Origin of the sequence: Sorangium aterium, from assembly GCF_028368935.1 — a bacterium.
Classification (GTDB): Bacteria; Myxococcota_A; Polyangia; order Polyangiales; family Polyangiaceae; genus Sorangium; species Sorangium atrum.
Window position 1 is genome coordinate 324,786 of the sequence record NZ_JAQNDK010000004.1, and the last position, 25,836, is coordinate 350,621.

20 protein-coding genes and 1 pseudogene are annotated in these 25,836 nt (G+C 71.3%); 11 read left to right on the plus strand and 10 right to left on the minus strand.

Annotation, left to right across the window (positions count from 1 at the left end; translation table 11 throughout):
- Positions 1 to 104: 104 nt before the first annotated feature.
- Together POL72_RS32570 and POL72_RS32575 are read right to left on the minus strand one after the other, a co-directional pair.
- Positions 105 to 1,268: pseudogene (locus POL72_RS32570) on the minus strand (MFS transporter); the annotation flags it as partial.
- A 261-nt stretch (positions 1,269 to 1,529) separates the two neighbouring features.
- Positions 1,530 to 2,021: a GNAT family N-acetyltransferase gene (locus POL72_RS32575; RefSeq protein WP_272100485.1), complete on the minus strand. Its 492-nt coding sequence runs from the start codon at positions 2,019 to 2,021 to the stop codon at positions 1,530 to 1,532.
- 45 nt (positions 2,022 to 2,066) lie between these two features.
- On the opposite strand from POL72_RS32575, the gene POL72_RS32580 reads away from it, so the two are divergent.
- Together POL72_RS32580 and POL72_RS32585 are read left to right on the plus strand one after the other, a co-directional pair.
- On the plus strand, positions 2,067 to 2,753 hold the full coding sequence (locus POL72_RS32580; RefSeq protein ID WP_272100487.1) for a YqiA/YcfP family alpha/beta fold hydrolase: 687 nt from the start codon (positions 2,067 to 2,069) through the stop codon (positions 2,751 to 2,753).
- Positions 2,754 to 2,953: 200 nt separating this feature from the next.
- Positions 2,954 to 3,748, plus strand: coding sequence for an alpha/beta fold hydrolase (locus tag POL72_RS32585; RefSeq protein WP_272100488.1), 795 nt, complete (start codon positions 2,954 to 2,956; stop codon positions 3,746 to 3,748).
- A gap of 25 nt (positions 3,749 to 3,773) precedes the next feature.
- On the opposite strand, the gene POL72_RS32590 is transcribed toward POL72_RS32585, so the two are convergent.
- Together POL72_RS32590 and POL72_RS32595 are read right to left on the minus strand one after the other, a co-directional pair.
- A complete protein-coding gene (locus tag POL72_RS32590; protein ID WP_272100490.1) occupies positions 3,774 to 4,496 on the minus strand; it encodes a PEGA domain-containing protein in 723 nt (240 codons plus the stop codon).
- Positions 4,493 to 5,572 (minus strand): serine/threonine protein kinase, encoded by a 1,080-nt coding sequence (locus POL72_RS32595; protein WP_272100492.1) that lies wholly within the window; start codon positions 5,570 to 5,572, stop codon positions 4,493 to 4,495. The genes POL72_RS32590 and POL72_RS32595 overlap by 4 nt, the downstream gene beginning before the upstream one ends.
- 241 nt (positions 5,573 to 5,813) lie before the next feature.
- On the opposite strand from POL72_RS32595, the gene POL72_RS32600 reads away from it, so the two are divergent.
- Positions 5,814 to 6,572 carry a type IV pili methyl-accepting chemotaxis transducer N-terminal domain-containing protein gene (locus POL72_RS32600; RefSeq protein ID WP_272100494.1) on the plus strand — a complete coding sequence of 253 codons (759 nt, stop codon included), beginning with the start codon at positions 5,814 to 5,816 and terminating at the stop codon, positions 6,570 to 6,572.
- Positions 6,573 to 6,647: 75 nt separating this feature from the next.
- Here POL72_RS32600 and POL72_RS32605 read toward each other — a convergent pair whose 3' ends face one another.
- Both POL72_RS32605 and POL72_RS32610 read right to left on the minus strand, forming a co-directional pair.
- Complete coding sequence (locus tag POL72_RS32605) at positions 6,648 to 8,210, minus strand: vWA domain-containing protein (RefSeq protein ID WP_272100496.1); 1,563 nt, start codon at positions 8,208 to 8,210, stop codon at positions 6,648 to 6,650.
- 23 nt (positions 8,211 to 8,233) lie between these two features.
- Positions 8,234 to 9,982 (minus strand): hypothetical protein, encoded by a 1,749-nt coding sequence (locus tag POL72_RS32610; RefSeq protein ID WP_272100498.1) that lies wholly within the window; start codon positions 9,980 to 9,982, stop codon positions 8,234 to 8,236.
- Between the two features lie 237 nt (positions 9,983 to 10,219).
- On the opposite strand from POL72_RS32610, the gene POL72_RS32615 reads away from it, so the two are divergent.
- A complete protein-coding gene (locus POL72_RS32615) occupies positions 10,220 to 10,753 on the plus strand; it encodes a hypothetical protein (protein ID WP_272100500.1) in 534 nt (177 codons plus the stop codon).
- Positions 10,754 to 11,280: 527 nt separating this feature from the next.
- Here POL72_RS32615 and POL72_RS32620 read toward each other — a convergent pair.
- A complete protein-coding gene (locus POL72_RS32620) occupies positions 11,281 to 11,868 on the minus strand; it encodes a hypothetical protein (RefSeq protein ID WP_272100502.1) in 588 nt (195 codons plus the stop codon).
- Positions 11,869 to 12,044: 176 nt separating this feature from the next.
- Between POL72_RS32620 and POL72_RS32625 the strand changes: the two genes are divergently transcribed.
- Both POL72_RS32625 and POL72_RS32630 read left to right on the plus strand, forming a co-directional pair.
- On the plus strand, positions 12,045 to 13,496 hold the full coding sequence (locus POL72_RS32625) for a serine/threonine-protein kinase (protein WP_272100504.1): 1,452 nt from the start codon (positions 12,045 to 12,047) through the stop codon (positions 13,494 to 13,496).
- Between the two features lie 65 nt (positions 13,497 to 13,561).
- Positions 13,562 to 14,596, plus strand: a complete 1,035-nt coding sequence (locus POL72_RS32630; RefSeq protein WP_272100506.1) for a PEGA domain-containing protein — start codon at positions 13,562 to 13,564, stop codon at positions 14,594 to 14,596.
- Positions 14,597 to 14,727: 131 nt separating this feature from the next.
- Here the strand turns inward: POL72_RS32630 and POL72_RS32635 are convergent, their stop codons facing one another.
- Positions 14,728 to 16,107, minus strand: coding sequence for a DUF1552 domain-containing protein (locus tag POL72_RS32635; RefSeq protein ID WP_272100508.1), 1,380 nt, complete (start codon positions 16,105 to 16,107; stop codon positions 14,728 to 14,730).
- Positions 16,107 to 17,837: a DUF1592 domain-containing protein gene (locus POL72_RS32640; RefSeq protein WP_272100509.1), complete on the minus strand. Its 1,731-nt coding sequence runs from the start codon at positions 17,835 to 17,837 to the stop codon at positions 16,107 to 16,109. The genes POL72_RS32635 and POL72_RS32640 overlap by 1 nt, the downstream gene beginning before the upstream one ends.
- A gap of 285 nt (positions 17,838 to 18,122) precedes the next feature.
- Here POL72_RS32640 and POL72_RS32645 point away from each other — a divergent pair, with 285 nt between their 5' ends.
- The 3 genes from POL72_RS32645 to POL72_RS32655 all read left to right on the plus strand — a co-directional run bounded on the left by POL72_RS32645 (position 18,123) and on the right by POL72_RS32655 (position 22,655).
- Positions 18,123 to 19,049 (plus strand): hypothetical protein, encoded by a 927-nt coding sequence (locus tag POL72_RS32645; RefSeq protein WP_272100511.1) that lies wholly within the window; start codon positions 18,123 to 18,125, stop codon positions 19,047 to 19,049.
- 28 nt (positions 19,050 to 19,077) lie between these two features.
- Entirely contained in the window at positions 19,078 to 21,051 is a 1,974-nt protein-coding gene (locus POL72_RS32650; protein ID WP_272100513.1) for an NHL repeat-containing protein, read from the plus strand.
- A gap of 281 nt (positions 21,052 to 21,332) precedes the next feature.
- Complete coding sequence (locus tag POL72_RS32655; protein WP_272100516.1) at positions 21,333 to 22,655, plus strand: glycosyltransferase family 4 protein; 1,323 nt, start codon at positions 21,333 to 21,335, stop codon at positions 22,653 to 22,655.
- Positions 22,656 to 22,700: 45 nt separating this feature from the next.
- Here POL72_RS32655 and POL72_RS32660 read toward each other — a convergent pair whose 3' ends face one another.
- A complete protein-coding gene (locus POL72_RS32660; RefSeq protein ID WP_272100518.1) occupies positions 22,701 to 24,209 on the minus strand; it encodes a serine/threonine-protein kinase in 1,509 nt (502 codons plus the stop codon).
- A gap of 392 nt (positions 24,210 to 24,601) precedes the next feature.
- Here POL72_RS32660 and POL72_RS32665 point away from each other — a divergent pair, with 392 nt between their 5' ends.
- Positions 24,602 to 24,748: a hypothetical protein gene (locus POL72_RS32665; RefSeq protein WP_272100519.1), complete on the plus strand. Its 147-nt coding sequence runs from the start codon at positions 24,602 to 24,604 to the stop codon at positions 24,746 to 24,748.
- Positions 24,749 to 24,754: 6 nt separating this feature from the next.
- On the plus strand, positions 24,755 to 25,750 hold the full coding sequence (locus POL72_RS32670) for a glycosyltransferase family protein (RefSeq protein WP_272100521.1): 996 nt from the start codon (positions 24,755 to 24,757) through the stop codon (positions 25,748 to 25,750).
- Positions 25,751 to 25,836: the final 86 nt, after the last annotated feature.

Sequence of the window (25,836 nt, forward strand, 5' to 3'; positions counted from 1 at the left end):
CGTGCGGGAAGCGGTCCATGCGGCTGAGCACGGGGAACGAGGGCCCACAGCGCGGCGACCACGACGGTGGCGCTGCCGCCGAGGAGGATGGCGGGGAGCAGGCCGAGCCAGCTGGCGGTGAGGCCGGACTCGAACTCGCCGAGCTCGTTGGAGGCGCCGATGAACACCGCGTTGACGGCGCTCACCCGCCCTCGGATGGAGTCCGGCGTCTCGAACTGCACGAGGATGTGACGGATATAGACGCTCACCATGTCGCCTGCGCCGACGAGGAACAGGGCGATGAGCGCGACGGTGAAGCTCCGGGTCTGCCCGAGGCCGATGGTGGCGAGCCCGAACACGGCGACGCCGCCGAACATCCAGCGGCCCACCTGGCGCGTGATCGGCCGGAAGGCGAGGACGCCGGCGGTGATCGCGGCGCCCGCGGCCGGCGCCGTGCGGAGCAGGCCGAGGCCGGTCGGGCCGGCGTGGAGCACGTCGCGCGCATACGCGGGCAGGAGCGCGACCGCGCCGCCGAACAGCACCGCGAACAGGTCGAGCGAGATCGCGCCGAGCACCGCCGGCTTCGACCAGACGAAGCGCAGCCCCTCCAGCACCGCGCTCCACGACGTCGGCTCGGCGCGCCTCGCCTGCTGGGCCGCGCGCACGAGGCTCATGAGCGCGAGAGAGACGAGGAGCAGCGCCCCGACAATCGAGTACACGACCTTCGACCCGGCGAGGTAGAGGAGCCCGCCGAGCGTCGGCCCGACGATGACCGCGACATGGAAGCTCGATGAGCTGAGCGCGACCGCCTTGCTGAAGCTCTCCTGCGGCACCAGGTTCATCAGGATCGCCTGCTGCGCCGGCATCATGAAGGCGCGCGCGCTGCCGAACAGCACGAGCACCGCGAACACGGGCCACACCACGGTCAGGCCAGACACCGTGAACGCGAGCAGCAGGAGGGAGCAGACCAGCTCCACGCCGAGGCCGACCGTGATGATGCGGCGCCGGTCGAACCGATCCGCCGCCTGGCCGGCGAAGAGGATCAGCGCGAAGAAGGGCGCGAACTGGGCGAGGCCGATGAGGCCCAGATCGAAGACATCGCCGGTCAGCGCGTAGACCTGCCAGCCGATCGCGACGCTCTGCATCTGCACCGCGACCGCGGAGAGCAGCCTCGCCGCGAGGTAGAACGCGAAGCTCCGGTGGCGCAGCACGCCGAGCCCGGTGAGGTTGTTGGAAGACATCTCGGCGCCTGCGGCGGCCCTGGAGGGGCGGTGTGGACTCTCGCTCATGTACGATGAGCACTAGGGCATGTCGCGACCGAGTCCAGGAGTCGCGCCGCCGTTGCCAGCACACCCGGCGTGTGCGACGGGCGATTCGCCATGAACCGCAACATCCGTACCAAGGTCCCCGCGCGCGCGGCGGCCGCCGGAGCGGGGCGTGCCAGGCGCGATCAGGCCGCAAGCGCGCGGAGGGATCGCGGTCGCTGCTGCTCCAGCAGCAGCCGGTGGTGCTCCGCTGCGCCGCCACGAGCAACGCAGGCCGCGAGCGCGTCAGCCCTGCGCGAGCCGGGCGAGCGCCTCGCCGGTGACGCGGTGGACGGTCCACTCGTCCATGGGCTTGGCGCCGAGCTTCCGGTAAAAGCCGAGCGCCGGCTCGTTCCAGTCGAGCACGGACCACTCGAAGCGCCCGCAGCCGCGCTCCACCGCGAGCTTCGCGAGGTGCACGAGCAAGGCCTTGCCGTGGCCCGCCCCGCGGTGCTCGGGGAGCACGAAGAGGTCCTCGAGGTAGATCCCGGGCTTGCCGAGGAAGGTGGAGAAGCTCTGGAAGAAGAGCGCGAATCCCACCGGGGTCCCCTCCGCTTCGGCAAGGACGACCTCGGCTGCCGGCCTCGGGCCGAAGAGGTGCGCTTCGAGCTCTCTCTCCTCGAAGGTGACCTCGTGCGCGAGCCGCTCGTACTCGGCGAGCATCCGGATGAGGCGGGCGATGGTGGGAATGTCGGCGGCGGTGGCGGGGCGGATCATGGCGTCTCTCCGGCGCGTCATACCGCATCGTCGCGCAGCGGTGGAGGGAGTAGGCTCCCCGCCTGCATGACCATGAAGACGCCGCCCTCCGCCGCCGGTCCGCGCTGGCTCTACCTGCACGGCTTCGCCTCGGGCCCGAGCTCGACCAAGGGCGTCCAGGTCGCCGCGCACTTCGGGCGGCGCGGGGTCGCCGTCGAGCGGCTCAACCTGCGGATACCCTCGCTCGAGCGTCTGCGCCTCAGCGCGATGATCGACGCCGTGAAGCAAGCGCTCGGCGGAGAGCGCGAGCGGGCCGTGGTGATGGGATCGAGCCTCGGTGGCCTCACCGCGTGCCGCGTCGCCGAGGAGGACGCGCGGGTGTGCGCGCTGGTGCTGCTCGCGCCGGCGTTCCGGATCATGGAGCGATGGCGGCAGCGGCTCGGCGAGGAGGGCTTTCAGGCGTGGAAGGAGCGGGGGTGGCTCGAGGTCGACGATTACGCCGAGAAGCGGCGAGCCCGGGTGGACTTCGGCTTCGCCGTCGACGCGGCTGAGGTCGACGACCGCTCGGGCGGCTGGCCGGACGTGCGCGTACCGACGCTGATCGTCCACGGCCGGAGCGATGACGTGGTGGACATCGAGCTCTCGCGGACGTTCGCCGCGGGGAAGCGGCATGTCCGGCTCATCGAGGTGGACGACGGCCACGAGCTCGTCGCCTCGATCCCGCGCATCCTCCGCGAGGCGGACGAGTTCCTGCGCCATTTCGTCGGCGGCTGACGAACACGCGTTTCACCAGGACCGCGAACGCTGAGCGTGTGTTCAGTACACTCTGCCCGATACGCCGGTCGGACCGTCCCCTCACCGACCGACTGGCATTCTATGCGAGAAGGGCACAGCTATCAAGAGCGAAGAGCGTCGCTTACAGATCGCGTGTGATCGGCCGCGGATCGGCCGCGGTCGAGCGATCGGAGGAGCGAATGGCGACAGCGACGGCCACCGGGCGCACCGCGCCCATCAACGACATCGAGATGTACTACGAGCTTCGCGGCGAAGGGCCGCCGCTCGTGCTGCTCCACGGCTTCACCGGGGCGAGCGGCGACTGGGCTCACGTGTTCGACCTCGCGGAGCTCGGGAGTGGACACACGGTCATCGCCCCCGATCTGCGCGGCCACGGCCGCTCGACCAACCCGGCGGGCTCCCTGACCATCCGTCAGTGCGCCTCCGACGTCTTCGCCCTCCTCGATCACCTCGGGGTGAAGGCGTTCCGGGCCATCGGCCTCAGCTTCGGCGCCAAGTGCCTCCTGCACCTGGCCACGCAGCAGCCGGACCGCGTGGAGTCGATGGTCCTCGTGTCCGCGACACCGTACTTCCCCGAGCAGGCCAGGGCGATCATGCGCCTCGTCTCCGACGAGGGCCGCTCGGAGGAGGAATGGCGGGACATGAGGAGCCGCCACGCGCTCGGCGACGCGCAGATCCGAGCGCTGTGGAATCAGCCGCGCCGCTTCGCGGCCAGCCACGACGACATGAGCTTCACGCCCCCCCACCTGTCGACCATCACGGCGCGCACGATGATCGTGAGCGGCGACCGCGATCCCCTCTACCCGGCCGAGATCGCCCTGGAGATGTACCGCGCCATCCCGCGCTCCTGCCTGTGGCTCCTGCCGAACGGCGGACACGGCCCCATCTTCGGGGAGTGGAAGGAGCCGTTCGCCCGCGCGGCGCTGGCGTTCCTGCGCGCTGATCCGGGCGAGCAGGCCGTGACCCCGGCCTGACGAGGGAGACGCGCGGCGCGCGGCGTCACTGCGCGCCCTCGGCGCGCTCCTCCGCCGGTGACTGCGCGCCGAGCTTCGGCAGCCGGACGCTCAGCGTCTTCATCTCTCCCGGCTCCACGTTGACCATCAGCGTCTTGGGCGCATGCCCAGGGGCGGACAGCACGAATCGGTGTCCCTCACCCACCGTGAGCCCCTCGATCCTCGTGCGATTGCCCTTCCAGAGCTTCCCGTCGACGAAGACGCTGGCCGGCGGATCGACCCAGAGCACCACCGTCGCCGTGAGCCTGTCGAGATCGGCCACGACCTCCTTGAAGCGCACCTCATCGCTCAGCTTCACGGCCGTGCGGTACGGCTTGTATCCGTCTTTGGTGAGCTTGATGTGGAGCTCACGCCCGAGCGGAAGCTCGCGGAGCTTGGCCGGCGTGGCGACGGGGTGACGCTCGCCGTTCACCCAGATGGCGCAGCCCTCGGGCTTGCTCGTGATCTCCAGCGAGCCCTTCGCCTCGACCGGCGCGGGCGGCTCCTGACGGCTCGCCTGGGCGTCGTGGACCATCGTCATGAACTCGGCGTGCCGCTCCGAGAGCTGGCCCTGCATGTAGAGGAACCCAGGCACGAGCGCGAGCGCGCTGGCGGCCGGGATGAGCGCCGCAACACCTCCCTTGCCCGCGAGCGGCGGCGGGCTGCTCAAGGTCGTCGGGCTCGTGCTCGTCGGGACGCCGCTCTGCGAGACGGTCGCGCCGCCGCTCATCTCCAGCGACCAGCGCTGCTGCGCGCCGCGATCACGTCGATGAGCTGCCTGACGCCGAGGAGCGCCTCCTTGTGGCGAGCGAGCTTGTCCCGGAAGAGCGACTCCATCCATGCCGTGAGGCCCATCGGCGAGACGGGGATGCGCTCGTCGCGGATGAGCTCCTCGATCGCCGCGTGCATCTCGCGGGCAGACTGGTAGCGATCCTCGCGCCGCTTCTCGAGCGCGCGCAGGACGATCTTCTCCAGCCCCTTCGGGTAGCCGGGCTTGATGGAGCTCGGGAGGGGATACTCCGACCCGTGGATCTGGAGGAGCGTCCGCATCTGGGTACCGCCCTTGAACAGCCGTTTGCCCGTCGTCATCTCGAACAGGACCACGCCGGCGGCGAAGATGTCCGCGCGATGGTCGATGCGATCCCCCGCCACGTGCTCCGGGGCCATGTAGGCGAACTTGCCCATCAGCACGTTCTCTTTCTGCTCCTCGACGTCGCCGAGCCCGCTCCGCGCGATGCCGAAGTCGACGATCTTCACGTCGCCCGTGTAGCTCACGACCACATTGCGCGGCGAGATGTCCCTGTGGACGATGCCGAGCGGCGTACCGTCGAGGCCGCGTTTGTCATGGATGTACGCGAGCCCCGCGCAGACGCCGAGGATGACGCTGAGCGCGTGCTCGAGCGGGATCCCTCCCGGGTCGCGCTCCGCCGCCTCGCGCACGATCGAGCCGACGTCCTCGCCGTGGATGTGCTCCATCGCGATGAAATACGTCCTGTCCACCTGCCCGGCGTCGAACGTCTGAACGACGTTGGGATGCGAGAGCGTCGCCGCGACGCGCGCCTCGTGGAGCAGCATGTCGATCAACGACGGATCCTGGTTCATCGAGGGCAGGATGCGCTTGATCACGACGAGCTTCTCGAAGCCGAAAGACGAGCGATGCAGCGCGAGGAAGATCTCCGCCATGCCCCCTGACGAGAGCTTCGACAGGAGCGTGTATTTGCCGAACTGTTTCGGCAAGAGCTCAGGTGCGTTTCCGGCCGTGCTCGGCGGCGCGCCGCCCGCGGCCGACGCGGTACGCTCTTGCATGAGACATTCTCCTGGTTCCATGGACGCCACTGTAAGGCCAGCGCAAAGGGGCCTCGCGAGGAGCGCTCTCGTGCGAGTCTTACCATGGAGCGGTCATGAGATCTCAGCTTTTTTGAATGCGTCCGCCTGAAATGGCGGAGCGCGGAGCAGCGCGCGCAAAGCAATCTCCGGAAACATGAGCGATACATGTTCGTTCCGACGCTCGGCTAATGTCTCCCTCCTCGCCCATGGAGGGAGAACAATGGCGCAGGTTTCCTCCGAGCTCCTGGCACCGACCCGCCGGTTGACGCGCCTGTACGTCAGCGCGCTCGGCGCCGTGGCGCTCTTGTCGGTCGTGGCGCAGCTCCTCGTGCAGCACGCGTTGAACCAGCAGACGAGCGATGCGCACATCGTCAACGTGGCCGGACGCCAGCGAATGCTCAGCCAGCGGCTCAGCAAGGCCGCGCTCACGTTCCAGGTGACGACCGACCCCGCCGAGCGCAAGGGCCGCGCCGACGAGCTGGCGCAGGCGATGGCGCTCTGGGAGCGGTCGCATCGCGCGCTCCAGCACGGCGACCCCGGGATGGGATTGCCGGGGAAGAACACGCCGGAGGTGACCCGTATGTTTCAGGCGATAGAGCCATTGCACCAGAGCATGCTCCGGGACGCGAAGGATCTCCTCGCCGCGGTCGGCGCCGGCGGCGAAAAGCCGGTCGAAGCGGCCGCCATCCAGCCGATCGTCGCGGCGATCCTGGCGGCGGAGCCGGGCTTCCTGATCGGGATGGACCGGGTCGTCTCTCAGTATGCCCAGGAGGCGACGGCGCGGATCGAGCGGCTCCGGCTCGTCGAGCTGATCCTGCTGTGTGTGACCCTGGGGGTCCTCTTCCTCGAGGGGCTCTATATCTTCCGCCCGGCAGTGCGCGAGATCCGAAGGACGATCAGCCACCTCATCCAGGCCAGGGGGCACCTCGACAACACGGTCCAGGCGCTCCGGGCGATCGCTGGTATCGGGCACCCGTGATGCACGTCGGCGCTCCGTGACCGTCTGTCCGACCTGCGCCGCCGCCGGGCGACGTTCAGAGGGCGAATGCAGCGGTCACAACCAGCCGCAGCCGCCGTCGAAGTCGAGGGGCGGCGTGGGCTCCGTGGACGACTGCGATTCACGACAGGCATCCTCGATGTTCTGTCGCAACGTCAACATCAGGTTGTTGTCGTCCTGGATGTCCGTGTCCGGGTACTTCCCGAGCCACGCCGCGATCGGCGCCTTCATCATCTCGATGACCCCGAGCGAGCGCCGGCAGTCGCCCGCCTGGTAGAAGTCGAGCGCGCCGCGCAGCGCCAGGTACATGTTGAGCATCATGTACGGCTTGCCCGAGCCGCCGTCGGAGATGTTCCACCACCTCGAGTCGGGGTTCTGCCCGGGAGGCAGCGCGTTGAGCAGCGTGGTGTCGACGTCCTGCCCGGCTCCGTCCTTCGCCGACGTCCAGCCTGCCGTCACCTGGAAGGCCGCCTTGTCCGGCCCGATGTCGTCGGCGAGGGAGGCGTCGGCGAGGAGCTCCACGAACAGACCACCACCGCCGCCGCGACGGCTGCCGCCCACGTCGGTCGCGCCATCGCGCTGGCCGATGAACAGCGCCGGCATCTCCAGGGTCGCGCCCGCGGAGCTGGCGGTCGCCCGCTTCGTCCCGTAGATGCGCCCCACCTTGTAGCCGGCGGACGGGATCACCTCCAGGCTGAAGGCCGTCGCCAGCGGGAAGAGCGTGGTCTTCCCCTCCTCCGAGAGCAGACCGCCGAGGTCGCCCGCGGTCAGCGCGTACGCGTACGTGCCCGCGCCCATCGAGCCCAGCGCCGACGGGATCCTCACCAGGAAGCGCTCGCCCACGCCGATCACGCCGAACGCCGTGCCGTTCTCCACAAGCGCCTCACCAAGACCGAGGATGCGGTCGGGGTCCGTGATACCGCTCGTCGCGTGCCCGCTCGTGAGCAGGAGCACGCGGTGCGCGCCCTCGAAGCCGGCCGCGTCGCCCTCCTCGAACGCGTTCTCGGCGGCGGCGATCCCCTCGTACAGGCCGACGAGCTCGCCGGCGCCATCGCCGAGGCGCTCGTCGGCGATGAGGCTCGTGAGCTCCGCCGACCCCGGCGCTGCGAGGAAGGCGCGGCGCTCGACCCTCTCGCCATAGCGGATGACGCTGACGCGGTCCTCGGGACGCAGGCTGGCGAGCAGCCCTCCCATCCCCGCGTCGAGCGCGTCCTCATCGATGCCGGCGAAGCTGCTGCTCTCGACGGCGATCGCCAGGTGAACCGGCGGCCTCTCCAGCGTCGAAGGGTCGACCGCGGTGTTCATCGCGACGAAGGCCATCGTCCAGTTGCCCCCGTTGAAGCGCGGCGCCACCGCGAGGAACGGGTGAACGCAGACGTCCTTGCCGCAGTCGGCGTCGGGCAGGTCGATCGCGTGCTCGGCGAAGAACCCGACCGGGTCCAGCGTGTCGAGCGTGGGCACCTTCCCCGCCTTCACGATGGCGCGGAACTGGGAGATGTCCTGCGCCCCGCCCTGGGCCACGTTGACCGAGCCTGTGGGGGCTTCGCTGCCCGCGCCGTCGCTGCTGTCGGTGCCGCAACCGACGGCGGCGGCGCAGAGGCCGAGTGAGACCAGCTTCATCTTCGACACCATGTGACTCCTCCTCATTCGTAAGCAATCAACAGGTCCGCGGACGCGTTGGGCGTCTGGTAGCCCGCGTCGCACGCGTCACGCCCGGCGAGCACGCGCTCGGCGCGGCCCACCCGCACGCGGAAATCCGGCCCTTCGAGGGCATCTCCAGGGCCCAGCAGGGTCTTCGCGCCGCCGCTCTGCACGGCCACCACCGCGTCGGTGACGTAGGCGCCGCAGCCCAGCCGGTCGCCCTCGCACCCGGTTGCCTCGATCGAGGCAGCGAGGCCTGCGATCTGGAGGTCGACGACGTTGTGATAGACCTCGAGCCGCTTCGTCGAGTCGACGGCCGAGACCTCGAGGTGGTCGCCCTCGTCGGACCATTGCACCGCTTCGCCCGCCGAGAACGGGAAGTCTTCGATCGGAATGCATAGATAGTAAGTCCGAGGGGTGAAGCTCGGGTCCGGCTCGCCGCCGCCCTCACCGCCGGTCCCCATTCCACCCTCGCCGCCGGTGCCGCCGGCACCCGCTCCGCCAGCGCCACCGACGTCGGCTCCGCCGGCACCCGCTCCGCCAGCGCCGCCGGCACCCGCTCCGCCAGCACCCGCGCCGTCAGCGCCACCGGCGCCGGCTCCGCCAGCACCCATGCCGGTGCCCACGCCGCCTGCGCCGCCTGAGCCGAGCCTCGGATAGATCATGGCCAATTCGATGCAGCCGTCCGACAGTGCATCGATGTTCGCGATCTCGCCGACCACCGGCTTCGGCCAGGGGGCGGCCCACTGGAAGGACGATTGAGGCGCGCCAGCGCACACCGAGGGAGCGACGTTCGTCTGCAGCGCGCCCGTCTTCACCTGTCCGGGCGCTACGACCGCGTCCGGCTTCAGCGCGACGCGCCCCGCCACCATCTCCGTGTCCTTCCAGAAATCGCTGTTGTCGTTCACGTTCTGCGGAACCGTGACGGTTTGCAGGTCGGACCACCATGCCACCACAGGCCGCATTCCATCCGTCTCGAGCAGCACCACCTCGCAAGGCTCTTCCGATGCCGGCGCCGTCTCCTCGAAGTTGCCTGCGGCGAGGTGGGCCACGGCCCGGTTGAGCGGGAGCGTGTCCTGCGGGTCGAGCCGATACGTGATCCCGAGGTTGAACGCGCTCGGCCCGAACATGCGTGTCGGATCGCCGGAGGTGACGGCGGAGCAATCGAGCGACGCGTCCACCCAGCGCACGCGAACGTCCACGATCCCGGGCGTGACATTGATGAGATACGCGTCCGTGGAATAGCCCTCGGGTGCGGGGGTGCCGGTCGCGACGCAGGCGACGGCGGACGCCCCCAGGATCGCGCGCTCGAGCACCCAGGCTGCGCGCGAGCCTTCCTCGGCGCTCCGGGCGGAGCGCTCCGGGCTGGAAGCAGCGCGCGCCGAGAGGCGCCATGCCGGGACGAGGACCACGAGCGCGGCCAGGTCCGTCGGATCTTGCCAGATACGCCACCTGATCCCCGCGAGGCCGACGAGCCCCACGAGGAGCTGCGCGGCTGCGGCCGACAGCTTGATCGCCGCGAACGGCGCGGCCACCGCCGCGAACGCCAGCGCTCGCCCGCGCGACGTGCGCGCGTCCACGATTGCCGCTGCGAGGACGGGGGCGACCACGAGGCCGGCGAGGTCGCTGAGCTTGCCAGTGAGGGCGCCTGGCAAGAGCCCGGCGCCTTTCAGGAGGTGGTCGTTGACCACGAGGAGCGCCAGGGCGCCAAGGAAGAGGGGGTGGCGGAGGAGCGAGAATCGAGGCGACACAGATCGCCGCGACCGTGACACCGACGTCAGAGCATCCGCGCGGCCGCCGGCGTTTCGCCGTGATGAGTTCAGCATCGCCGCGAGCCGATAGCAGCGCGCGTGCCACTCGGACGCGCTTTGCTCGCCGAGGTTGCTCCGGACCCGGCGTGCTACAGCTCGCCTTCGCCCTCGCGCCTCTGCGAGCCGGCGTCTCTCCTGCCCGGCTCGTCCCGGCTTTTTCGGAGCTCTGCGCGCGCAATGCGATCCTGCCTGTTACCGTCCGCCTTCTCTTTTCTCGCGTCCCTCTCCGGGTGTGGCCCTGTCGACGTCGAGCCGTCGATCCCCGCGGAAGCCAGCGATTGTCCCACGCTGTTCGGCGAGGACTTCACCGAGACCCGCGCCGTCGACATCGGCGACGCGTCGTCCGGGACGTTCGTGCCCTACGCCGACGGCTTTAGCGTGAAGCTGATCCTAGGCAATCAGGGCTCGATGATGATCACGCCCTGGGTCCGGGTGGAGGCTCTGCCCGGCGACGCGGAGGAGACGTGCCATGTGGTGCGCCTCGCGAACGAGTTCGAGGGCCCGCTCGCCGACGATCCCGAGGGGATCGCCGCCGCGCAGTTCAACATCCAGTTCATCAAGACCGGCTCTTTCCTGGTCTCGGACGGCGCGCTCTACCACCCTTTCGCGTGGGGCCGCGAGGCCCTCGAAGGTCAGGAGCTGGAGCTCGCGGTGACGGTGCGCGGCGACGGATACGAGGGCACGAAGAGCGTGAGCATCGTGCTGGAGTGAAGAACCCTGCCAAGGGTCGTTTTGGAGGCGGCGTGAAGGTGGCGATCTGGCGGAAGGGTCGTTTTGGAGGCGGCGCGGAGGTGGCGACCTGGCGGAAGGGTCGTTTTGGAGGCGGCGCGAGGTGGCGACCTGGCGGAAAGGTCGTTTTGGAGGCGGCGCGGAGGTGGCGACCTGGCGGAAGGGTCGTTTTGGAGGCGGCGCGGAGGTGGCGATCTGGCGGAAGGGTCGTTTTGGAGGCGGCGCGGAGGTGGTGATCTGGCGGAAGGGTCGTTTTTTGACCAGCGCCCAGGTGGCGATCTCTCCAGGATCCTGTTCGGGAGGCGATGTCCAGGTCAGGATCTGGGCGCTACTGTAAAATTACACCAATCCTCTGTCGCCGACGTCCGCTCTGACGTTTCACGAGCGCGGGCCGCGGAGGCGACCTTTCGAGACGGAGCGCTCAAGCTTGCTCGTACGCCCCTCCAGGGGCACCGGCAGCCCGAGCAGCCCGTCCAATCGCCGTAAATTCTTCTTCGGTCGGCGCGGCGCTACCGCGCGGCGCACCGCGCCGCGACGTAGCGGCCGTTCGGGTCCGCGTCGACGAAAAAGGTGCCCACGTCGGAGAGCTCGAAGGCGACCGAGGTCGGGTCGATCGCCGTGATGGTGAGCCTGCCGAATCCCGCGTTGCCGCCGCCGGTGACAGCCCCTGTGCTGCTGCAGTCCGCGCGAGAGGACGTCCCGAAGATCGAGAGATCTCCGCTCGCCGTGTCCACCTCGCCCACGGCGAGCATCGACTCGGGCATGCGGAGCTCGAGGTCCCACCAGTCGCCGCAGGGCTCGTACGAGGGGTTCGCGTCGGGATCGCTGCAGGACAGGGCCAGGGTGGCGATCCGGAGGGTCACGGTCGAGTCGCCGAAGACGATCGCGCTCACCCGGCCCCCGCCGCCGCCCGAGGTCGTCGGAGACGGCGCGACCGAGCTCGTCGTCGACTCCGGGTCGTCCGGGCTGCCCTGGCCGCTGGTGCTGCCCTGGCCGCTCGTGCTGCCCGCGCCGCCAGCCCCGCCTCCTCCGCCGTCCATGACCACCGCGCCGCCGCACGCGCTTTGGACGAGCAGCGCGAGCGAGCCTACCGCCACTGAGATGCATCGAGGTGAGCGCTTCATCGTCGTATCGTATCGCCCTCTGGCCGGCGATCGCAGACGAGGGCAAGCCTCCGTCGATGGACCGGCCGGGGGGCACCTGTGCTACCATCGACCACAGCAGGCTCGGATGGCAGCACGCCCCGTGGCCGGGCGTGAAGCGCGGAGCTCTCATGAAGCCACCTGTCGTCGAAGGAGACGTGATCGCCGGCAAGTACCGGGTCGATCGCGTCGTGGGCCGAGGCGGCATGGGCATCGTGGTCGCCGCCAGCCACCTGTTCCTTCCGCAGCGTGTCGCGATCAAGCTTCTTCTCAGCACGGAGAGCCCGGCGCTCGTGCAGCGGTTTCTCCGCGAGGCGCGCGCGGTGGTTCGCCTCAAGGGCGAGCACGTCGTGCGGGTGTTCGACGTCGGCGAGCTCGGCTCGGGCATCCCGTACATCGTGATGGAGTATCTGGAGGGCGAAGATCTCTCCGATGTGCTCCGCGCCCGCGGCACGCTCAGCGTCGTGGACGCGGCCGACTACGTCCTCCAGGCCTGCCTGGCGATGGCCGAGGCGCACGCCGCGGGCATCGTGCACCGCGATCTCAAGCCGGCGAACCTCTTCCTCACGACGACGCCCGGCGGGGCGACGCTCATCAAGGTCCTCGACTTCGGGGTCTCGAAGGAGGTGCCGGGCAGCACCGAGGGCGTCGGCGGGTCGTTGACGCAGACGCGGGAGATGCTCGGCTCGCCCATCTACATGTCCCCGGAGCAGATGCGGTCGTCGCGCTCGGTCGACGCCCGCTCCGACGTGTGGGCGCTCGGCGCGCTCCTCTACCGCCTCCTGGTAGGGCAGCCTCCGTTCGATGCCCCGGCGCTCGCCGAGCTCGTGCTGCAGGTCGCGAGCGCCGAGCCCATCCCGCCCACCGCGCTCAGGAGCGACATCCCACCGGCGCTCGAGGCTGCGATCCTCCACTGCCTCCAGAAGGATCCGGCCCGGCGGCCGCAGACCGTGGCCGATCTGGCGCGCGCGCTGGTCCCCTTCGCGCCGGCGGGCGGGCACGAGCGCGCGGAGCGCGCCGCGCGGATCCTCGGGGCAGGGACGCAATCGCTGCCGCCGACGACCGGTTCCGTGCCGGCGCCGCGGGCCGTGCCGGCCAGCGGCCCTCCGAGCGCCCCGTCCGGCACGATGGCGAGCCTCCTGCCCACGACGCGCGGGCTCACGCGAACGCCCGCGCAGCCTGGGTCGCGCAGGGTCCTCGGGGTGGCGCTCGGGGCGGTCGTGATCGCCGTGCTCGCGCTCGCCCTCTGGGGCGCGGTGGTGTTGCCCGGCAGAGCGCCGGAGGCGACGGCGCTGCAGGCCGCGGCGGCCTCTCGGGACGAACCGGTGTCGGGGCGCGCGCGGCAGGACACCGGGGCGCGGGGCGCGGACCCGCTGATCGCGCCGGAGCCGCCGGCGGTCCGTGATGCTTTGCCGCCGCAGCAGCCGTCTGTCTCCCCGGTCGTCGCGCCGGCCACCGATGCGGCGCCCTCCGGGTCGGCGCTTCAGGGCCGGCGCGCGCCCCCGGCGACGAGCGCGTCGGCAACGCCGAAGGCGCCGTCGGCGCCCGGAGGGACGAATCCCTTGGAACTACCTATCCAATGAGACAGGAATCTCCGGCCTTCGACCGGCGGCCTCTCGCATTCCAGCCGGATGCAGGCGAGGCGCCGGTGCGTTCGCGCCGCCCGGCGACGGGGCTCGCGCCAGCGGTCGCCATCGTGGTGTTGACCACGGCCGGCGGCGCGGCCGCGCTGCCACCCCAACCCGCGCCGGCGGAGGCTCCTGCGCCGACCGCCCCCGCGCCGAGCGAGGCCCCTGCTGCCCCCGTCGCCGAGCGGCTGAGCGGTGAGGCCAGGGCCGATTACGAGTCCGGCAAGGCGCTCTTCCGCAACGGCGACTTCGCCAACGCCTTCCTCGAGTTCCAGAGCGCGTACGAGAGCTCGAAGGACGCGCGCCTCCTCTGGAACATGATCGCCTGCACGTCGAAGATGCACCGGTACAGCCAGCTCCTCGCGCTGGTGGAGAGGTTGAAGCAGGAGGACCGCGGCGTCCTGCTCCCGGAGGACTGGGCGACGATCGCCGAGGTCGAGCGGAACGCTCGCGCCCTCGTCGGTCACCTGGACATCGCCGTGAGCGAGCGGGACGCGGAGGTGACGATCGACGGCCAGCCGATCGGGAAGACGCCGCTCCCGGGCAAGGTGATCGTCGACGCCGGCACGAGGCGAATCCGTGTCTTCAAGCCGGGGTTCAAGGAGCATCTCCGCGTGGAGAGCGTGGCCCCTGGCGCCCAGCTGGCGCTCGACGTCCGGCTGGCGCGGCCGATGAACGGCGGCAGGCTCTCCATCCTTGCCTCTCCGGGCGATCGCCTTGCGCTCGACGGCGAGTTCCTGGGCGAAGGGCAGTGGGAGGGCATCGTGCCGAGCGGCCGCCACGTGGTGAGGGTGACGGCGCCGGGGAAGGTGCCCTACCAGGCCCGGATCCTGATTCGGGACGAGGCGCTGAGCAGCGTCAGCGTCGGCCTGGTGCCGGCCGAGAAGCACGGCGGGACGCCGCCGTGGGTATGGATCGCCGGCGCCGGGGCGGTCGTCGCGGCGGTCCTGTCGGCCGGCCTCCTCCTCGCGCACGATCCCGATGCCGCGCAGGTGGGGACGGCCGAGCAATCCATGGGAGCGCCCCGTCCTACCGGGTTCGGAGGCCGCTGGTAGGGGGCTGTCGTGGTCCGTGGCGCTGGGCTGGAGGCGGCGGGGCGGAGCTCGTGTTCGGCGCAGGAGCGGCTGAGCATCGTGCGCCGGTGTCGGTTCGCCGGGTCGGCATAGCCGTCGTGCCCCTCGGCTCGTCACACCCCCACAAGCGGTCCTGTGCAGTAGTCCGGGTCGCCGAACGTGTCGGCCTCGACGCCCATCGCATGGAGCAGCGACAGGAGCAGATCGTTGTGCGCGACCTCCTTCTTCTGGACGACGTATCGGCCCGTCTTGAAGTGGCCTCCCGCGCTCCCGGCGACGACATAAGGGATGTTCTTGCGCAGGTGATTGCCGTCCGCGTGCTCGTTGGTCCAGAAGATCACCGTGTTGTCGAAGACCGTACCGTCGCCCTCCGGCATGCTCTTCAGCTTGGCGATCAGGTACGCGAGCTGCTCGGCGTAGAAGCGGCTGATCCTGGTGAGCCGCCCGCGGTTCACCTGATCGGCGTAGCCGTTGTGCGCCATCGGGTGGTGGCCCTCGGTGATGTCCGGCCCGAGGAAGCTCAGCACCTTGGTCGTCGCGGAGTTCGTGAAGTGCAGGCTCGCGACCCGCGTCAGATCGCAGGCGAGGGACATCGCGATGAGATCCAGCTGGAGCCGGCAGAGCTCCGGCATGCTGGCGACCTTGTCGACGTCGAGATCCGGCGTCAGCGTCGGCGCGGCGCACGCCGGGGAGGCCGGCGCCGAACCGCGATCGAGGCGCGACGCGATGTCCTCCACCGACGCGAGGTGCCCGTCGAGCTTCAGCCGATCCGCGGCGCCCAGCCGCTTGCGCAGCCGGTCGTAGTCCGAGGCCACCTTGCCGAGCACCGCCCTGCGCTGCTCGGTCTTCCGCATCGCGTCCGCGGGCGCGACCGACAGGTCGGAGAAGAGCCTGTCGAACGCGGCGTACGGGCTGTTCTCCGGTGGCAGCGGCTGCGCCGGCCCGCGGTACGCGAGGCGCGCGCCCACGGTCGCCCCGTAGACGAGCACGCCGAGCTCGAGCGAGAGGAACTTGGTCTTCGTGCCGATGTGGTTCGCGATCTCCTGGTCGACCGAGATGCCGTCGGCCCAGCCGCACGACAGCCCGGCGTCGCCCGGGAAGTCGCCCTCCTGCATCGCGCGCGCCGTCAGGCACTGCCCCGTGCCCTTCTGGTGCGCGTCGCCCGGCCCCGTCAGCGCCGACAGCGCGCTCACGTTGCCGAGCACCAGCAGATCCCTGTTGTGATCCTTGAGCGGCGCGAGGATGGGCGACAGCTCCTCGCCGTTCTGGAACGTCGAGGACGACGGCCAGAAGTCCGGCGGGACGGTGCCGTTCGGCGTGTAGAGCACGATGAACCGCTTCGGGAACTCGACCCCGAACGCGGCCCGCCCCGTCTGCTCCGACGCCGGCGCGAGCCGCTTCGAGCAGCCCATCGCCTCGAGGAACGGCAGCGTGAGCGCCGCGCCGCCGAGGCCCCTGAGCACGGCGCGGCGGCTGAGTCGGAACGGCTTCATCACGGCTCTCCTTCCGGGGCGCTCTCCGAGGCGCCCCTTGCGTCGTCTCCCACGTCGCCTCCCACATCGATCTCGCGCCGGTAGCGGAACGCGTCGGTCTGGGTGAGCGCCACGAGAAGCGCCCTGATGTTGTAGCGGGACGCCTCGAACGCCTCCGTCGCCTGCGAGAGGCTGCACGCGTCCTCGCGCTGCTCGGCGCGGCCGTAGCCGAAGCGGAACCACTGCTTCACGACGCACGCGCGCACCTGCTCGCTCTCCGCGAGCCGGTGCGCGAGCTCGACCGCGCCGTCGAACGGCCCGTCGGTGTCGGTCTGCGTGAGCTCGCCGCTGGCGTCGACAGGGATGCCGTTCTCGGCGTCCCGCCAGCGGCCGAGCGCGTCGTAGTGCTCGAAGCCGAACCCGATCGGGTCGAGCAGCGTGTGGCAGCTCCTGCAGCCCGGGTCGGACACGTGCTGCGAGAACTGCTCGCGCGTCGTCTTCGTCCGGTCGACCATCGGCGGCTCCGGGACCACGTCCGGCGGCGGCGGCGGGATCTGGCAGAGCAGGCTCTGGCGCACGAACCGGCCGCGGTGGACCGGCGAGGACCGGTTCGGCTTCGCGTAGAGCGAGAGCAGCCCGGCGTGCGTCAGGAAGCCGGCCCGCTGCGACGGATCGAGCTCCACCCGCTCGAACGCCTCGCCCTTCGGGCCTCCCTTGATGCCGTAGAGCTCGGCGAGCTCCCGGTTCATCATAGAATACGACGCCGTGAACAGCGTGCTCACGCTCGCGTCCTCCTCGAAGATCGCGTGATCCAGGAACGCCTCGGTCTCGGCCTGGAACAGCGGCAGGAGCTCGTCCCGGTACTCGGGGTAGAGCTCCGGGTCCCTCCCGCCCGCGGCGATCTCGTCGATCTTCGAGAGCCCGAGCCACTGGCGGTGGAAGTTCTTCACGGCCTCGCGCGCCCGCGGATCGTCCAGCATGCGCCGCGCCTGCGCCTCGATCTCCGCGGCGGTGCCGAGAGTCCCCTTCTCGGCGGCCGCGAAGAGCGCGTCGTCGGGCATCGTGCCCCAGAGCAGGTACGAGAGCCGCGAGGCGATCTCGTACGAGGTCAGCGGCACGACGTCGCTCTCCACCGGATCCGGCATGCCGAGCTCGACGCGGTAGAGGAAGTGCGGCGACTGGAGCATCGCCTGGACGACGAGCGAGAGGCCGGTCGACGCGTCGTCGGGCGTGTCCCCGAGGCCGAGCCCGCGGTCGAAGAGCGCCGCGAGCTCGGCGATCTCGTCCTCGGCGAGGGGCCGGCGGAACGCCCGCTTGCCGAGCGACGCGATGAGCGCCGCGATCTCGCCGCGGCACGCGGCGCCCGCCGCGGCCTCGCGGCACGCGGGCGCCTCGCCGAGCAGCTTGCCCGCCGCGCGCGTCGCGATGCCCTCGGCGGCGGTCATGTACTGCTCCGCGAGCAGCGGGCTCACCACGAGCGCCGCCGCCTGGTTGTTGAAGCCGAGCGACTCCTCCTCGGGCACGAAGGCCCTCGCAGGGCGGCTGTCGTCGCCGAGGAGATCAAGTATCGTATTGTCGTACTCCAGCCGTGTCATGCGGCGGAGCGGCGACTCGCCTGGCTCGATCGAGGCGCAGAGCGGGGCCGTCGCCTCGCCGCCCTCGTCGTTCGCGGGGAGATCGCCGAACTGCCCTGTGCAGGAGGCGAGGAGGAGCAGGCCGATGGGCCAGCGGAGAGCTCTTGGTTCAGCCATGGTGCCTCTTCGACGAGCGCGAGCGCGAGCACGGGACGGTGCGCTCCCCTCCGTGCAGCGTGCGCGGCGCGGCCGTGTGCGCGGCGCGCCAACTCGCCATCCTCGAGGCAGCGTATGGCAAACCGTCGCTCCCGGATAGGAGCCGCGCTCGGAGCGGCCGAATCAAGTGGGAGCACGGGGCCGATGTGATCATCCCGTGCGCGCGTGTCTTACGGCGTTGCCGCGGACTCCGGCCTTCGAAGGCGGCTCGACCTGCGGTGTGCGGAGCGACTATGCTCGCGCCCAATGCAAAGGCGAACGCTCGCCTGTCCTGTCTCTCCTCGGGGGTCGCGGCGCCGCGCGCGCCGCTCTTCTGCGGCCGCGCTGCTCGGCGCGGCGCTCTCGACGCTGTCGGCGCTCCTGGCGTTGTCTGCGCCAGGCTCCGCGCTCGCCGATCCCGGCGCGACGTCCAGCGCCGATCGCGCTCCGCGCGATGAGGGCGCCCGGCCGCCCGCCGCGGGGACCGCGCTCTTCAGCGCGGGTGTCGATCTCGAGATCGCGGGTCGTACGCTGTCCTATAGCGATCTGCTCTCCGACAACCTCCGCACCTACGAGGTGCTGGGCGTGCCCATGCCGTCCCTCCGGGGCGAGCTGTACCCGTTCGCGCGAAGCGCCGTCCCGGTGCTCCGCGACCTCGGTGTCGAGCTCTCGTACGCTCGCGCGCTCGGCCTCGACTCGGAGGGCGCCGGGGGAGCGAGCGTGTCGACCTCGTGGAGCCGGCTCCACGCCGGCCTCCGGGGCCGTTACCGCCTCGCCGGGCAGGACGGGCCGGTCCTGTTCGCGGGCGGCGGACTCCGCTGGACCGACTTCGATATCGAGTCGACGGGCGACGCGTCCCGCGACGCCGCGTCGGTGTCGTACCTCGCCTTGCGCGTCGGCGTGGACGGGCGATTGCCAGTCGGCCCGGTCGCGCTGGAGGCCGGGGGAGGGGTTCAGGCGCCCCTCTCGATGGGGGCCCTCGCGTCTCATTTTCGCGCGCCGAGCGCCGGAGGCGTCGATTTCCGGATCGCGGTCGCCGCCCCGCTCGCGCCGGGGCTCGAGGCGCGCGCCGGCGCGTCGTACGCCCGGTTCTTCTACGACTTCGATTCCGAGCCAGAGGACGCGTACATCGCGGGCGGTGCGCTCGATCAGCTCTTCAGCGTTCACCTGGGGGTGGCTTATTATGGGGAGTGAGGTGCGCTCGGTGCGCGCGGCGCGCGCCGTGTCTGCCCGTCGCGGCGGGCGCTTCACGGCGGCGGCGCTCGTCGCGCCGGCCTTGTCGCTGCTCGCGGGGTGTCCGGGGACGATCGACGACCAGGAGCGGTTCGGCCGGCGGGACGGCGGCCCGCAGCCCGCGTGCGCCGACGTGCCCGCGGTGTTCGCCGAGCGGTGCGGCGGCGCGAACTGCCACGGACCGGGCGAGCCCGCGGCTGGCCTCGACCTCGTCACGCTCGGCGTCGGCGATCGCGTCGCCGGCCGCCAGGCCACGAGCTGCGCCGGCGTGCTCGCCGACCCGGACCGGCCGGAGGAGAGCGCGCTCTACGTGCGGCTCACCGACGCGCCCTCGTGCGGCGCGCGCATGCCGCTCGGCGGGGCCCCGTACTCGTCCGAGGAGATCGCGTGTGTCGCCGCCTGGATCGCGGAGCTCACGCCGGCCTCGTGCAGCGGCCTCGACTGCGGCTGTCCCGGCTGCGTGTGCACGCCGAGCGCGCAGGAGGCGTGTTACACGGGCCCGGAGGGGACGAGCGGCGTCGGGCGCTGCGCGGCCGGCACGCGCGTCTGCAACGCCGAGGGCACGTCGTGGGGCCCGTGCATGGGGGAGGTCGTGCCCGCGTTCGACGCGTGCGACACGCCCGACGACGAGGACTGCGACGGCGCGACGCCCGCCTGCGAGGACGTGTGGAGCCGCGGCTTCGGCGACGCGAGCGGCCAGTACGCCCGATCCGTCGCGTTCGACGCGGACGGCAACGTGATCGTGGCCGGCCAGCTGGAGGGGACCGTCGATTTCGGCGGCGGCCCGCTCACCGCCATCGGCACGGACGCCTTCGTGGCGAAGTTCGACAGGTTCGGCACGCACCTCTGGAGCAAGGTGTTCCCGGGCGAGGGCAACCAGTTCGCGATGGCGCTCGCGGTCGACGCGGCGGGCAGCGTGATCGTGGCGGGCCGCGCCTTCGGCCGCGTCGATCTCGGCGGCGGGGAGCTCGCGTCGCACGGGGTCGACGACGTCTTCGTCGCCAAGCTGGGCGGCGACGGCGAGCACATCTGGAGCAAGATCTTCGGCGGATCCGGCGCGGATCGCTGCGACCGCATCGCCGTCGACGCGGCGGGCAACGTCCTCGTGGCGGGCGGCTACAACGGCACCGTCGACTTCGGCGCCGGCGAGCTCACGAGCGCGGGCCAGCGCGACGCCTTCGTGCTGCGCCTCGCCTCGGAGGACGGCCGGACGCTCCTCGCCGTGCGCGCCGGCGGCGAAGGCGACGACTACGCCCATGGGATCGCGGCCGACGCCGACGGCAACCTGCTCGTCGCGGGTTATTTCGAGGGATCCATCGATCTCGGCGGCGCGCCGCTCGAGAGCGCCGGCCTCTCCGACATCTTCCTCGCCAAGCTCCGTCCTTCCGGCGACCACGTCTGGAGCGCCCGGTTCGGCGACGCCGAGGCGGACGAGGCGCACGACGTCGCGGTCCACCAGGCGACCGGCGACGTGGCGTTCACGGGCACGTTCGCGTCGACCATCGACCTCGGCGGCGATCCGCTGGTGAGCGCCGGCGGGCGGGATCTGTTCGTCGCCAGGTTCTCCGGCGCCGGAGCGCACCTCATGAGCCGGCGCTTCGGCGACGCCGAGGACCAGCTGCTCACCGATTTCGAGACCGGGGCGCGCGCGAGCGTCGCGGTGGACTCCGCCGGCGATCTCCTGCTCGCGGGGCCGCTGTTCGGCTCGGCGGACTTCGGCGGAGGGACGCTGACGAGCCGAGGAAAGACCGATGTCTATCTGGTCAAGCTCGGCGCCTCCGGCGGGCACATGTTCAGCAAGCTGTTCGGTGACGTCCAGACGCAGGTCGGCCTCGACGTGGCGGCAGGCTCAGGCGCGAGCGTGCTGATCGCCGGCCGTTTCTACGGCGCCATCAACTTCGGTCAAGGAGCGCTCTCGAGCGCAGGCCAGGGCGACGCGTTCGTCGCGAAGCTCTCTTTGTAAATACCGTTCTCGTTGCAAATGCCGCGCTCGGCGGGGCTGCGCGCTGTTTGCCCACCTCGTCTGCCGAGGTCACCCACGGCGCGTGGCAATTTGCCTCGCTGGGGCGGCAAGGCTGTTCGCTCATCGCTCATAGGGGCGCGTTGTTCCCATTCCTTGCCCCGTTTCCAGCTTTCTCGGAGTGGCATGTTCTCTGCTCGACACCGCTCGACCGCGCGGCGAGATGCTCCCCTGATCGGAGGATTTCCGTCGAGCCGAGCGGGCCAGTCCGAAGGAGCAGAGGTATGCGCGTCCTGCTTATCACCAAGATCTTCCCGAACGCGACAAACCCGGTACAGGCGCCGTTCAACCGGCGGCAGTTCGCCGCGCTTTCGAGGTATTGCGACATCGACGTCTTTGCGACGATCCCCTGGTTTCCGTGGGCTTCCAGGTTCTCTCGGTGGTCCATGTCGAGCGACGCGCCTCGCGAGGACGTGATCGAGGGATTGCCGGTGCGCCACCCGCGGTTCCTCTATGTGCCCAAGGTGGCGCCCTATCTCAATGGCCCGCTCTATGCGGCGTCCATGCTCTTCGAGCTGGCGCGCCACCGTCCGGCGCCGGACGTCATCGTCGGCTCGTTCGCCTATCCGGACGGGTTCGCCGCGGTGTGCCTCGCGGAGTTGCTCGGCGTCCCGGCGGTCGTCAAGGTGCACGGCTCGGACGTCGACGTGCTCTCGCGGCAACCGGCGGTCAAGCCCTCGCTGGAGTGGGGTCTCCAGCGCGCGACCCGCGTCGTCGCCGTGAGCAAGCAGCTGGCCGAGGGGGTCAACGCGCTCGGCGTCCCGCGTGACCGCATCGATGTCGTCATGAACGGCGTCGATCGCGGCATGTTCCACCCCCGCGACCGGCGCGAGGCCCGCGCCGCCCTGGGCCGCCCCGCGGAGCGCCGGCTGCTGCTCTACGTCGGCCACCTTCTCCGGGACAAGGGCGCGCTCGACGCGATCGCCGCGTTCGAGCGCATCGCCGCCGCGCACCCCGACATCGACCTCGCGCTGGTCGGGAGCGGCGCGGACGAGCAGGCCTGCAGGTCCGCGGCGGAGCGGCTCGGCGGGCGCGTCCTGATGACCGGTCGCCTGCCGCACGACGAGGTGGCGCGCTGGGTCGCCGCTTGCGATGCGCTGGTCCTGCCGAGCCATCACGAGGGCACGCCCAACGTCGTGATCGAGTCGCTCGCGTCGGGCCGCCGGGTGGTCGCGACGCGGGTCGGGGGCATCCCCGACGTGATCAGCCGCCCCGAGCTCGGCGAGCTCGTCTCGCCCGGCGATCTCCCCGCCCTGGCCGGCGCGATGGCGCGCGCGGCGCACGCGCCCTACGATCCCGAGCGGATCTCGGCGCTCTCCGGGTGCAAGGGGTGGGACGAGAGCGCTCGAGCTCTCCACGACACGCTCGTCCTGGCGCGGAGCGAGCGGCGCTCGCCGGCGCTCGCGGCTGCGCCGCTGCGCGTGCCCGTGATCGACAAGCGCCCCGCGCTCCAGGCGGACGCGCAACCCCCTGCGTCCGTGCGATGGGCGCCGCCCCCATCGCGGCGGTTCCCCGACGGCGCGCAGCTCGGGGTGAGCCAGGCCTGAAGGGCCCGCGCAGGCTCTGCGCTCGCCGCTCGCCCCGGCCCCGCCTCAGGCCACGGGCACGGCCTTTTCTGGCCGCAGGCGCACGGTGGGGCCGGGATCCGGGGGCGGCGGCTCGGCGCGCGGCATCGCGGCGCGCGCCGTCCAGAAGCTCCTTGCGTCGTCCGGCGTCCACGACGGCGTCGGCTCGCATGCGTCGAGCGCCGCGAGCAGCTCGCGCGCGCTCTGGTAACGGTCGCCTGGCCGCTTGGCGAGGCACCGCATCACCACGTCTTCCAGCTCCGACGACAGCGGCCAGGGCGCGCGCAGCGACGGCGGGATCGGCGGCATCGTCAGGTGCGAGTAGACGAGCTTGCCGAAGGTCCGGCCGTCGAAGGGGGCCACGCCCGTCAGCAGGTAATAGAGCGTGACCCCGAGCGAGTAGATGTCGCTCCGGGCGTCCACGGCGCCGGCCGAGATCATCTCCGGGGACATGTACGTCGGCGTTCCCTTGATGACGCCGACGTCCGTCATGCTCGCGTCTCCCTCCAGGCTCACCTGCTTCGCGATCCCGAAGTCGAGCACCTTGAGCACGTCCTGATCGTCGCCCACGCGCGTGATGTAGAGGTTGTGGGGCTTGATGTCGCGGTGGATGACGCCCGCGTCGTGCGCCTCCGCGAGCGAGAGGCAGGCCTGCCGCGCGAAGTGGACGACCCGGGAGGGCGGCATCGGGCCGTGATCGCGCACCAGGGTGGCCAGGTCGGCGCCGGCCAGGTGCTCCATCGCGATGTAGAAGATGCCGTCGCTGCTCGCGCCGAAATCGAAGATCCGGATCGTGTGCGGCGACGTGAGCCGGCTCGTCGCGCGCGCCTCGCGCTCGAAGCTGCGCACGTCGCCCTCGGACTTGCTCTCGCTGCGGAGCAGCTTCAGCGCCACGTCGCGGCGGAGCGACTCGTCCCAGGCGAGCCACACCTCGTTCTGCCCGCCCCGACCGACAGGCGCCACGAGCCGGTAGCGGCCGAGCTTGCGGGCCTCGTAGACCTGCTGGCGCGCCGACCAGAGGCCGTGGCTCGCCGCCGACACCAGGATCGCGGTGGCGAGCACGAAGATGTAGTTGCAGGCGAAGATCACGAGCGACCGAGGCGACGTCCACTGCGCCGCGAGCGCCGGGTCGAGGGACGCCCCCGCGCCCATGATGATGGGGAAGCTGAGCGCCACCGGGATCGTCATCCGGAGCGACCGCGAGAAGTGCGTCGGCAGGATCGTCGCGTCGACGAGCATCACGATCGACAGCCCGTGCATGTAGTTCCAGGTCAGATCCCCGAACTCCAGCGCCATCACGGAGATGAGCCCCCCCGTGCTCCAGACCGCGAAGACGTGCGCCGCGTCGAGGAGCTCTGCCGAGGTCTGCTCGCGGCGGGCGAGGAGGTACAGCCAGAGCAGGATGATCTCGCCGAGCAGCCGGTAGAGCAGCAGCCGGGCGACCGAGGCGCTCGGAAACACCGCGAGCACCACGAACACGTCGAGCGCCGCGAACGTGGGCCAGGTCACGAGCGCCGTGGGGAGGCCCCGCGCCATCGCGCGGCGCTCGTCCGCCGAGCTGGCGCCTCGAGGTCCCTGGGATCCCGTCGAATGGAAGCTGCTCGAGGCGGTCATGGTGCGGCGCAGGCCGTATCGCAGGCCATTGGAGCCCTGCGCTGGCGCGGAGTCAAAGCGCGCGTCGCCTGCCTGGAGGAGTGAGAAATGACGCAACGCACGTGTCGCACGCAACGTACGTGTGGCGCGCATCGCGCGCATCGCACACGTCGTACGCGTTGCCCACGTCGTACGCACCACGCGAGCGCCGTCCGGGCGCGGCGAGCGCGCCTCCGGGGTTCCGCCGGCGGGGCGTCCGTTGTAGACGCGCTCCGCGCTCGCTCCGAGACCCCCGCAATCGCGGCGATCTCGGCGGCGATCCGCGGGGAAATGGGATGGAGCAGAGACGCGCGCTCGTGATCATCGCTGTCCGCAATGGCGTGCTCGCCGGCGCGGCCCCCGTGCGGGCGGCAACGGGCCCGCGCGCGATCCCGGGACCTGTCCTCTCGCGCGCGCGCGGCCGCGGCGCGCCGGTGCGCTGACGACCCGTGGCCAAGATCGGCTACTACGTCCACGGGCGCGGGCGCGGGCACGCGAGCCGCGCGCTCCCGATCCTGGGAGCCCTCCGCGAGCGCGGCCACGAGCTCCGGATCTACGGCGGCGGCCAGGCGGCGGACCTGCTCGGCGCGCTCCCGGAGCACCGCCTCGTGCGGCCGATCCGCCGCGGGCTCGCGGGCGTGCTCGAGCTCCCGCGCCGCCTGGCGAAGGAGATCGTCGAGCAGGCGGGCTTCCGGCCCGACGCCATCGTGAGCGACGGCGACGTCCCGTCGCTGCTCGCCGCGCGCGCGCTCGGCATCCCCGCCGTCGCGCTCGGCCACGATCTCGTCTTCTCGCGCTGCCGCCTGCCCGAGGGGCTGCCGAGGCTGCGGGTGCTCGCGTGCCGGCGCACGACCTGGGCCTCCAGCCGGGCGCGCCGCGCGGTCGCCGTCCACTTCCTGCCGATCGAGCCGGAGACGCCGGGCACCCTCGTCGCGCGGCCCGAGCGCCGGCTCACCCCCGCGCGCGCCGGCGAGCCCGGGGCCGTCGTCTGCTACTTCAGCGAGTGCGACGCGCGACGGGTGCTCGAGCTCGTCGCGCGCGACGGCCGGCGCGTGGTCGCGTTCGGCGACGCGGGCCTCGACGTGCCCGGCGTCGAGGCGCGCCCCTTCGATCCGGGCGCGTTCCTCGCTCACCTCGAGGGCGCGTCGGCGGTCGTGACCACCGCCGGCAGCAACGTCCTCGCCGAGTGCGTGCTCGCCGGCAAGCCCGTGCTCGCGCTCTACGACGACCGCCACAACGAGCAGACGCTCAACGCGCTGCTCGCCGAGCGGGCCGGCGTCGCCGTCGCGAGCTCGCTCGCGGCGCTCTCGCCGGCCGTCGTGGGGCGCTTCTTCGATCGCTGCCGCGCCGCCGACTTCGCTCGCGTCGACCTGGAGCGCGCGCTGCCGAGCGCGCCTTCCGCCGTGCTCGCTTTGCTGGACGAGGCGTGCGCGGGCGCCTCGTGATGAGGTGCATCGCGACGTTCGCACCTCGCGCCATGGCCGAAGTCAACACAAGCGGCATAAGGTTTGCTAATTACGCCCACCGCCGA

Excerpts from the sequence above, each read along its gene's own strand:
- POL72_RS32580 (WP_272100487.1), top strand. The coding sequence starts at position 2,067 with ATGACCATGAAGACGCCGCCCTCCGCCGCCGGTCCGCGCTGGCTCTAC.
- POL72_RS32590 (WP_272100490.1), bottom strand. The coding sequence starts at position 4,496 with ATGAGCGGCGGCGCGACCGTCTCGCAGAGCGGCGTCCCGACGAGCACG.
- POL72_RS32575 (WP_272100485.1), bottom strand. The coding sequence starts at position 2,021 with ATGACGCGCCGGAGAGACGCCATGATCCGCCCCGCCACCGCCGCCGAC.
- POL72_RS32640 (WP_272100509.1), bottom strand. The coding sequence starts at position 17,837 with ATGGCTGAACCAAGAGCTCTCCGCTGGCCCATCGGCCTGCTCCTCCTC.
- POL72_RS32635 (WP_272100508.1), bottom strand. The coding sequence starts at position 16,107 with ATGAAGCCGTTCCGACTCAGCCGCCGCGCCGTGCTCAGGGGCCTCGGC.
- POL72_RS32665 (WP_272100519.1), top strand. The coding sequence starts at position 24,602 with ATGGAGCAGAGACGCGCGCTCGTGATCATCGCTGTCCGCAATGGCGTG.
- POL72_RS32625 (WP_272100504.1), top strand. The coding sequence starts at position 12,045 with ATGAAGCCACCTGTCGTCGAAGGAGACGTGATCGCCGGCAAGTACCGG.
- POL72_RS32645 (WP_272100511.1), top strand. The coding sequence starts at position 18,123 with ATGCAAAGGCGAACGCTCGCCTGTCCTGTCTCTCCTCGGGGGTCGCGG.
- POL72_RS32600 (WP_272100494.1), top strand. The coding sequence starts at position 5,814 with ATGGCGCAGGTTTCCTCCGAGCTCCTGGCACCGACCCGCCGGTTGACG.
- POL72_RS32585 (WP_272100488.1), top strand. The coding sequence starts at position 2,954 with ATGGCGACAGCGACGGCCACCGGGCGCACCGCGCCCATCAACGACATC.
- POL72_RS32660 (WP_272100518.1), bottom strand. The coding sequence starts at position 24,209 with ATGGCGCGGGGCCTCCCCACGGCGCTCGTGACCTGGCCCACGTTCGCG.
- POL72_RS32655 (WP_272100516.1), top strand. The coding sequence starts at position 21,333 with ATGCGCGTCCTGCTTATCACCAAGATCTTCCCGAACGCGACAAACCCG.
- POL72_RS32595 (WP_272100492.1), bottom strand. The coding sequence starts at position 5,572 with ATGCAAGAGCGTACCGCGTCGGCCGCGGGCGGCGCGCCGCCGAGCACG.
- POL72_RS32605 (WP_272100496.1), bottom strand. The coding sequence starts at position 8,210 with ATGAAGCTGGTCTCACTCGGCCTCTGCGCCGCCGCCGTCGGTTGCGGC.
- POL72_RS32615 (WP_272100500.1), top strand. The coding sequence starts at position 10,220 with ATGCGATCCTGCCTGTTACCGTCCGCCTTCTCTTTTCTCGCGTCCCTC.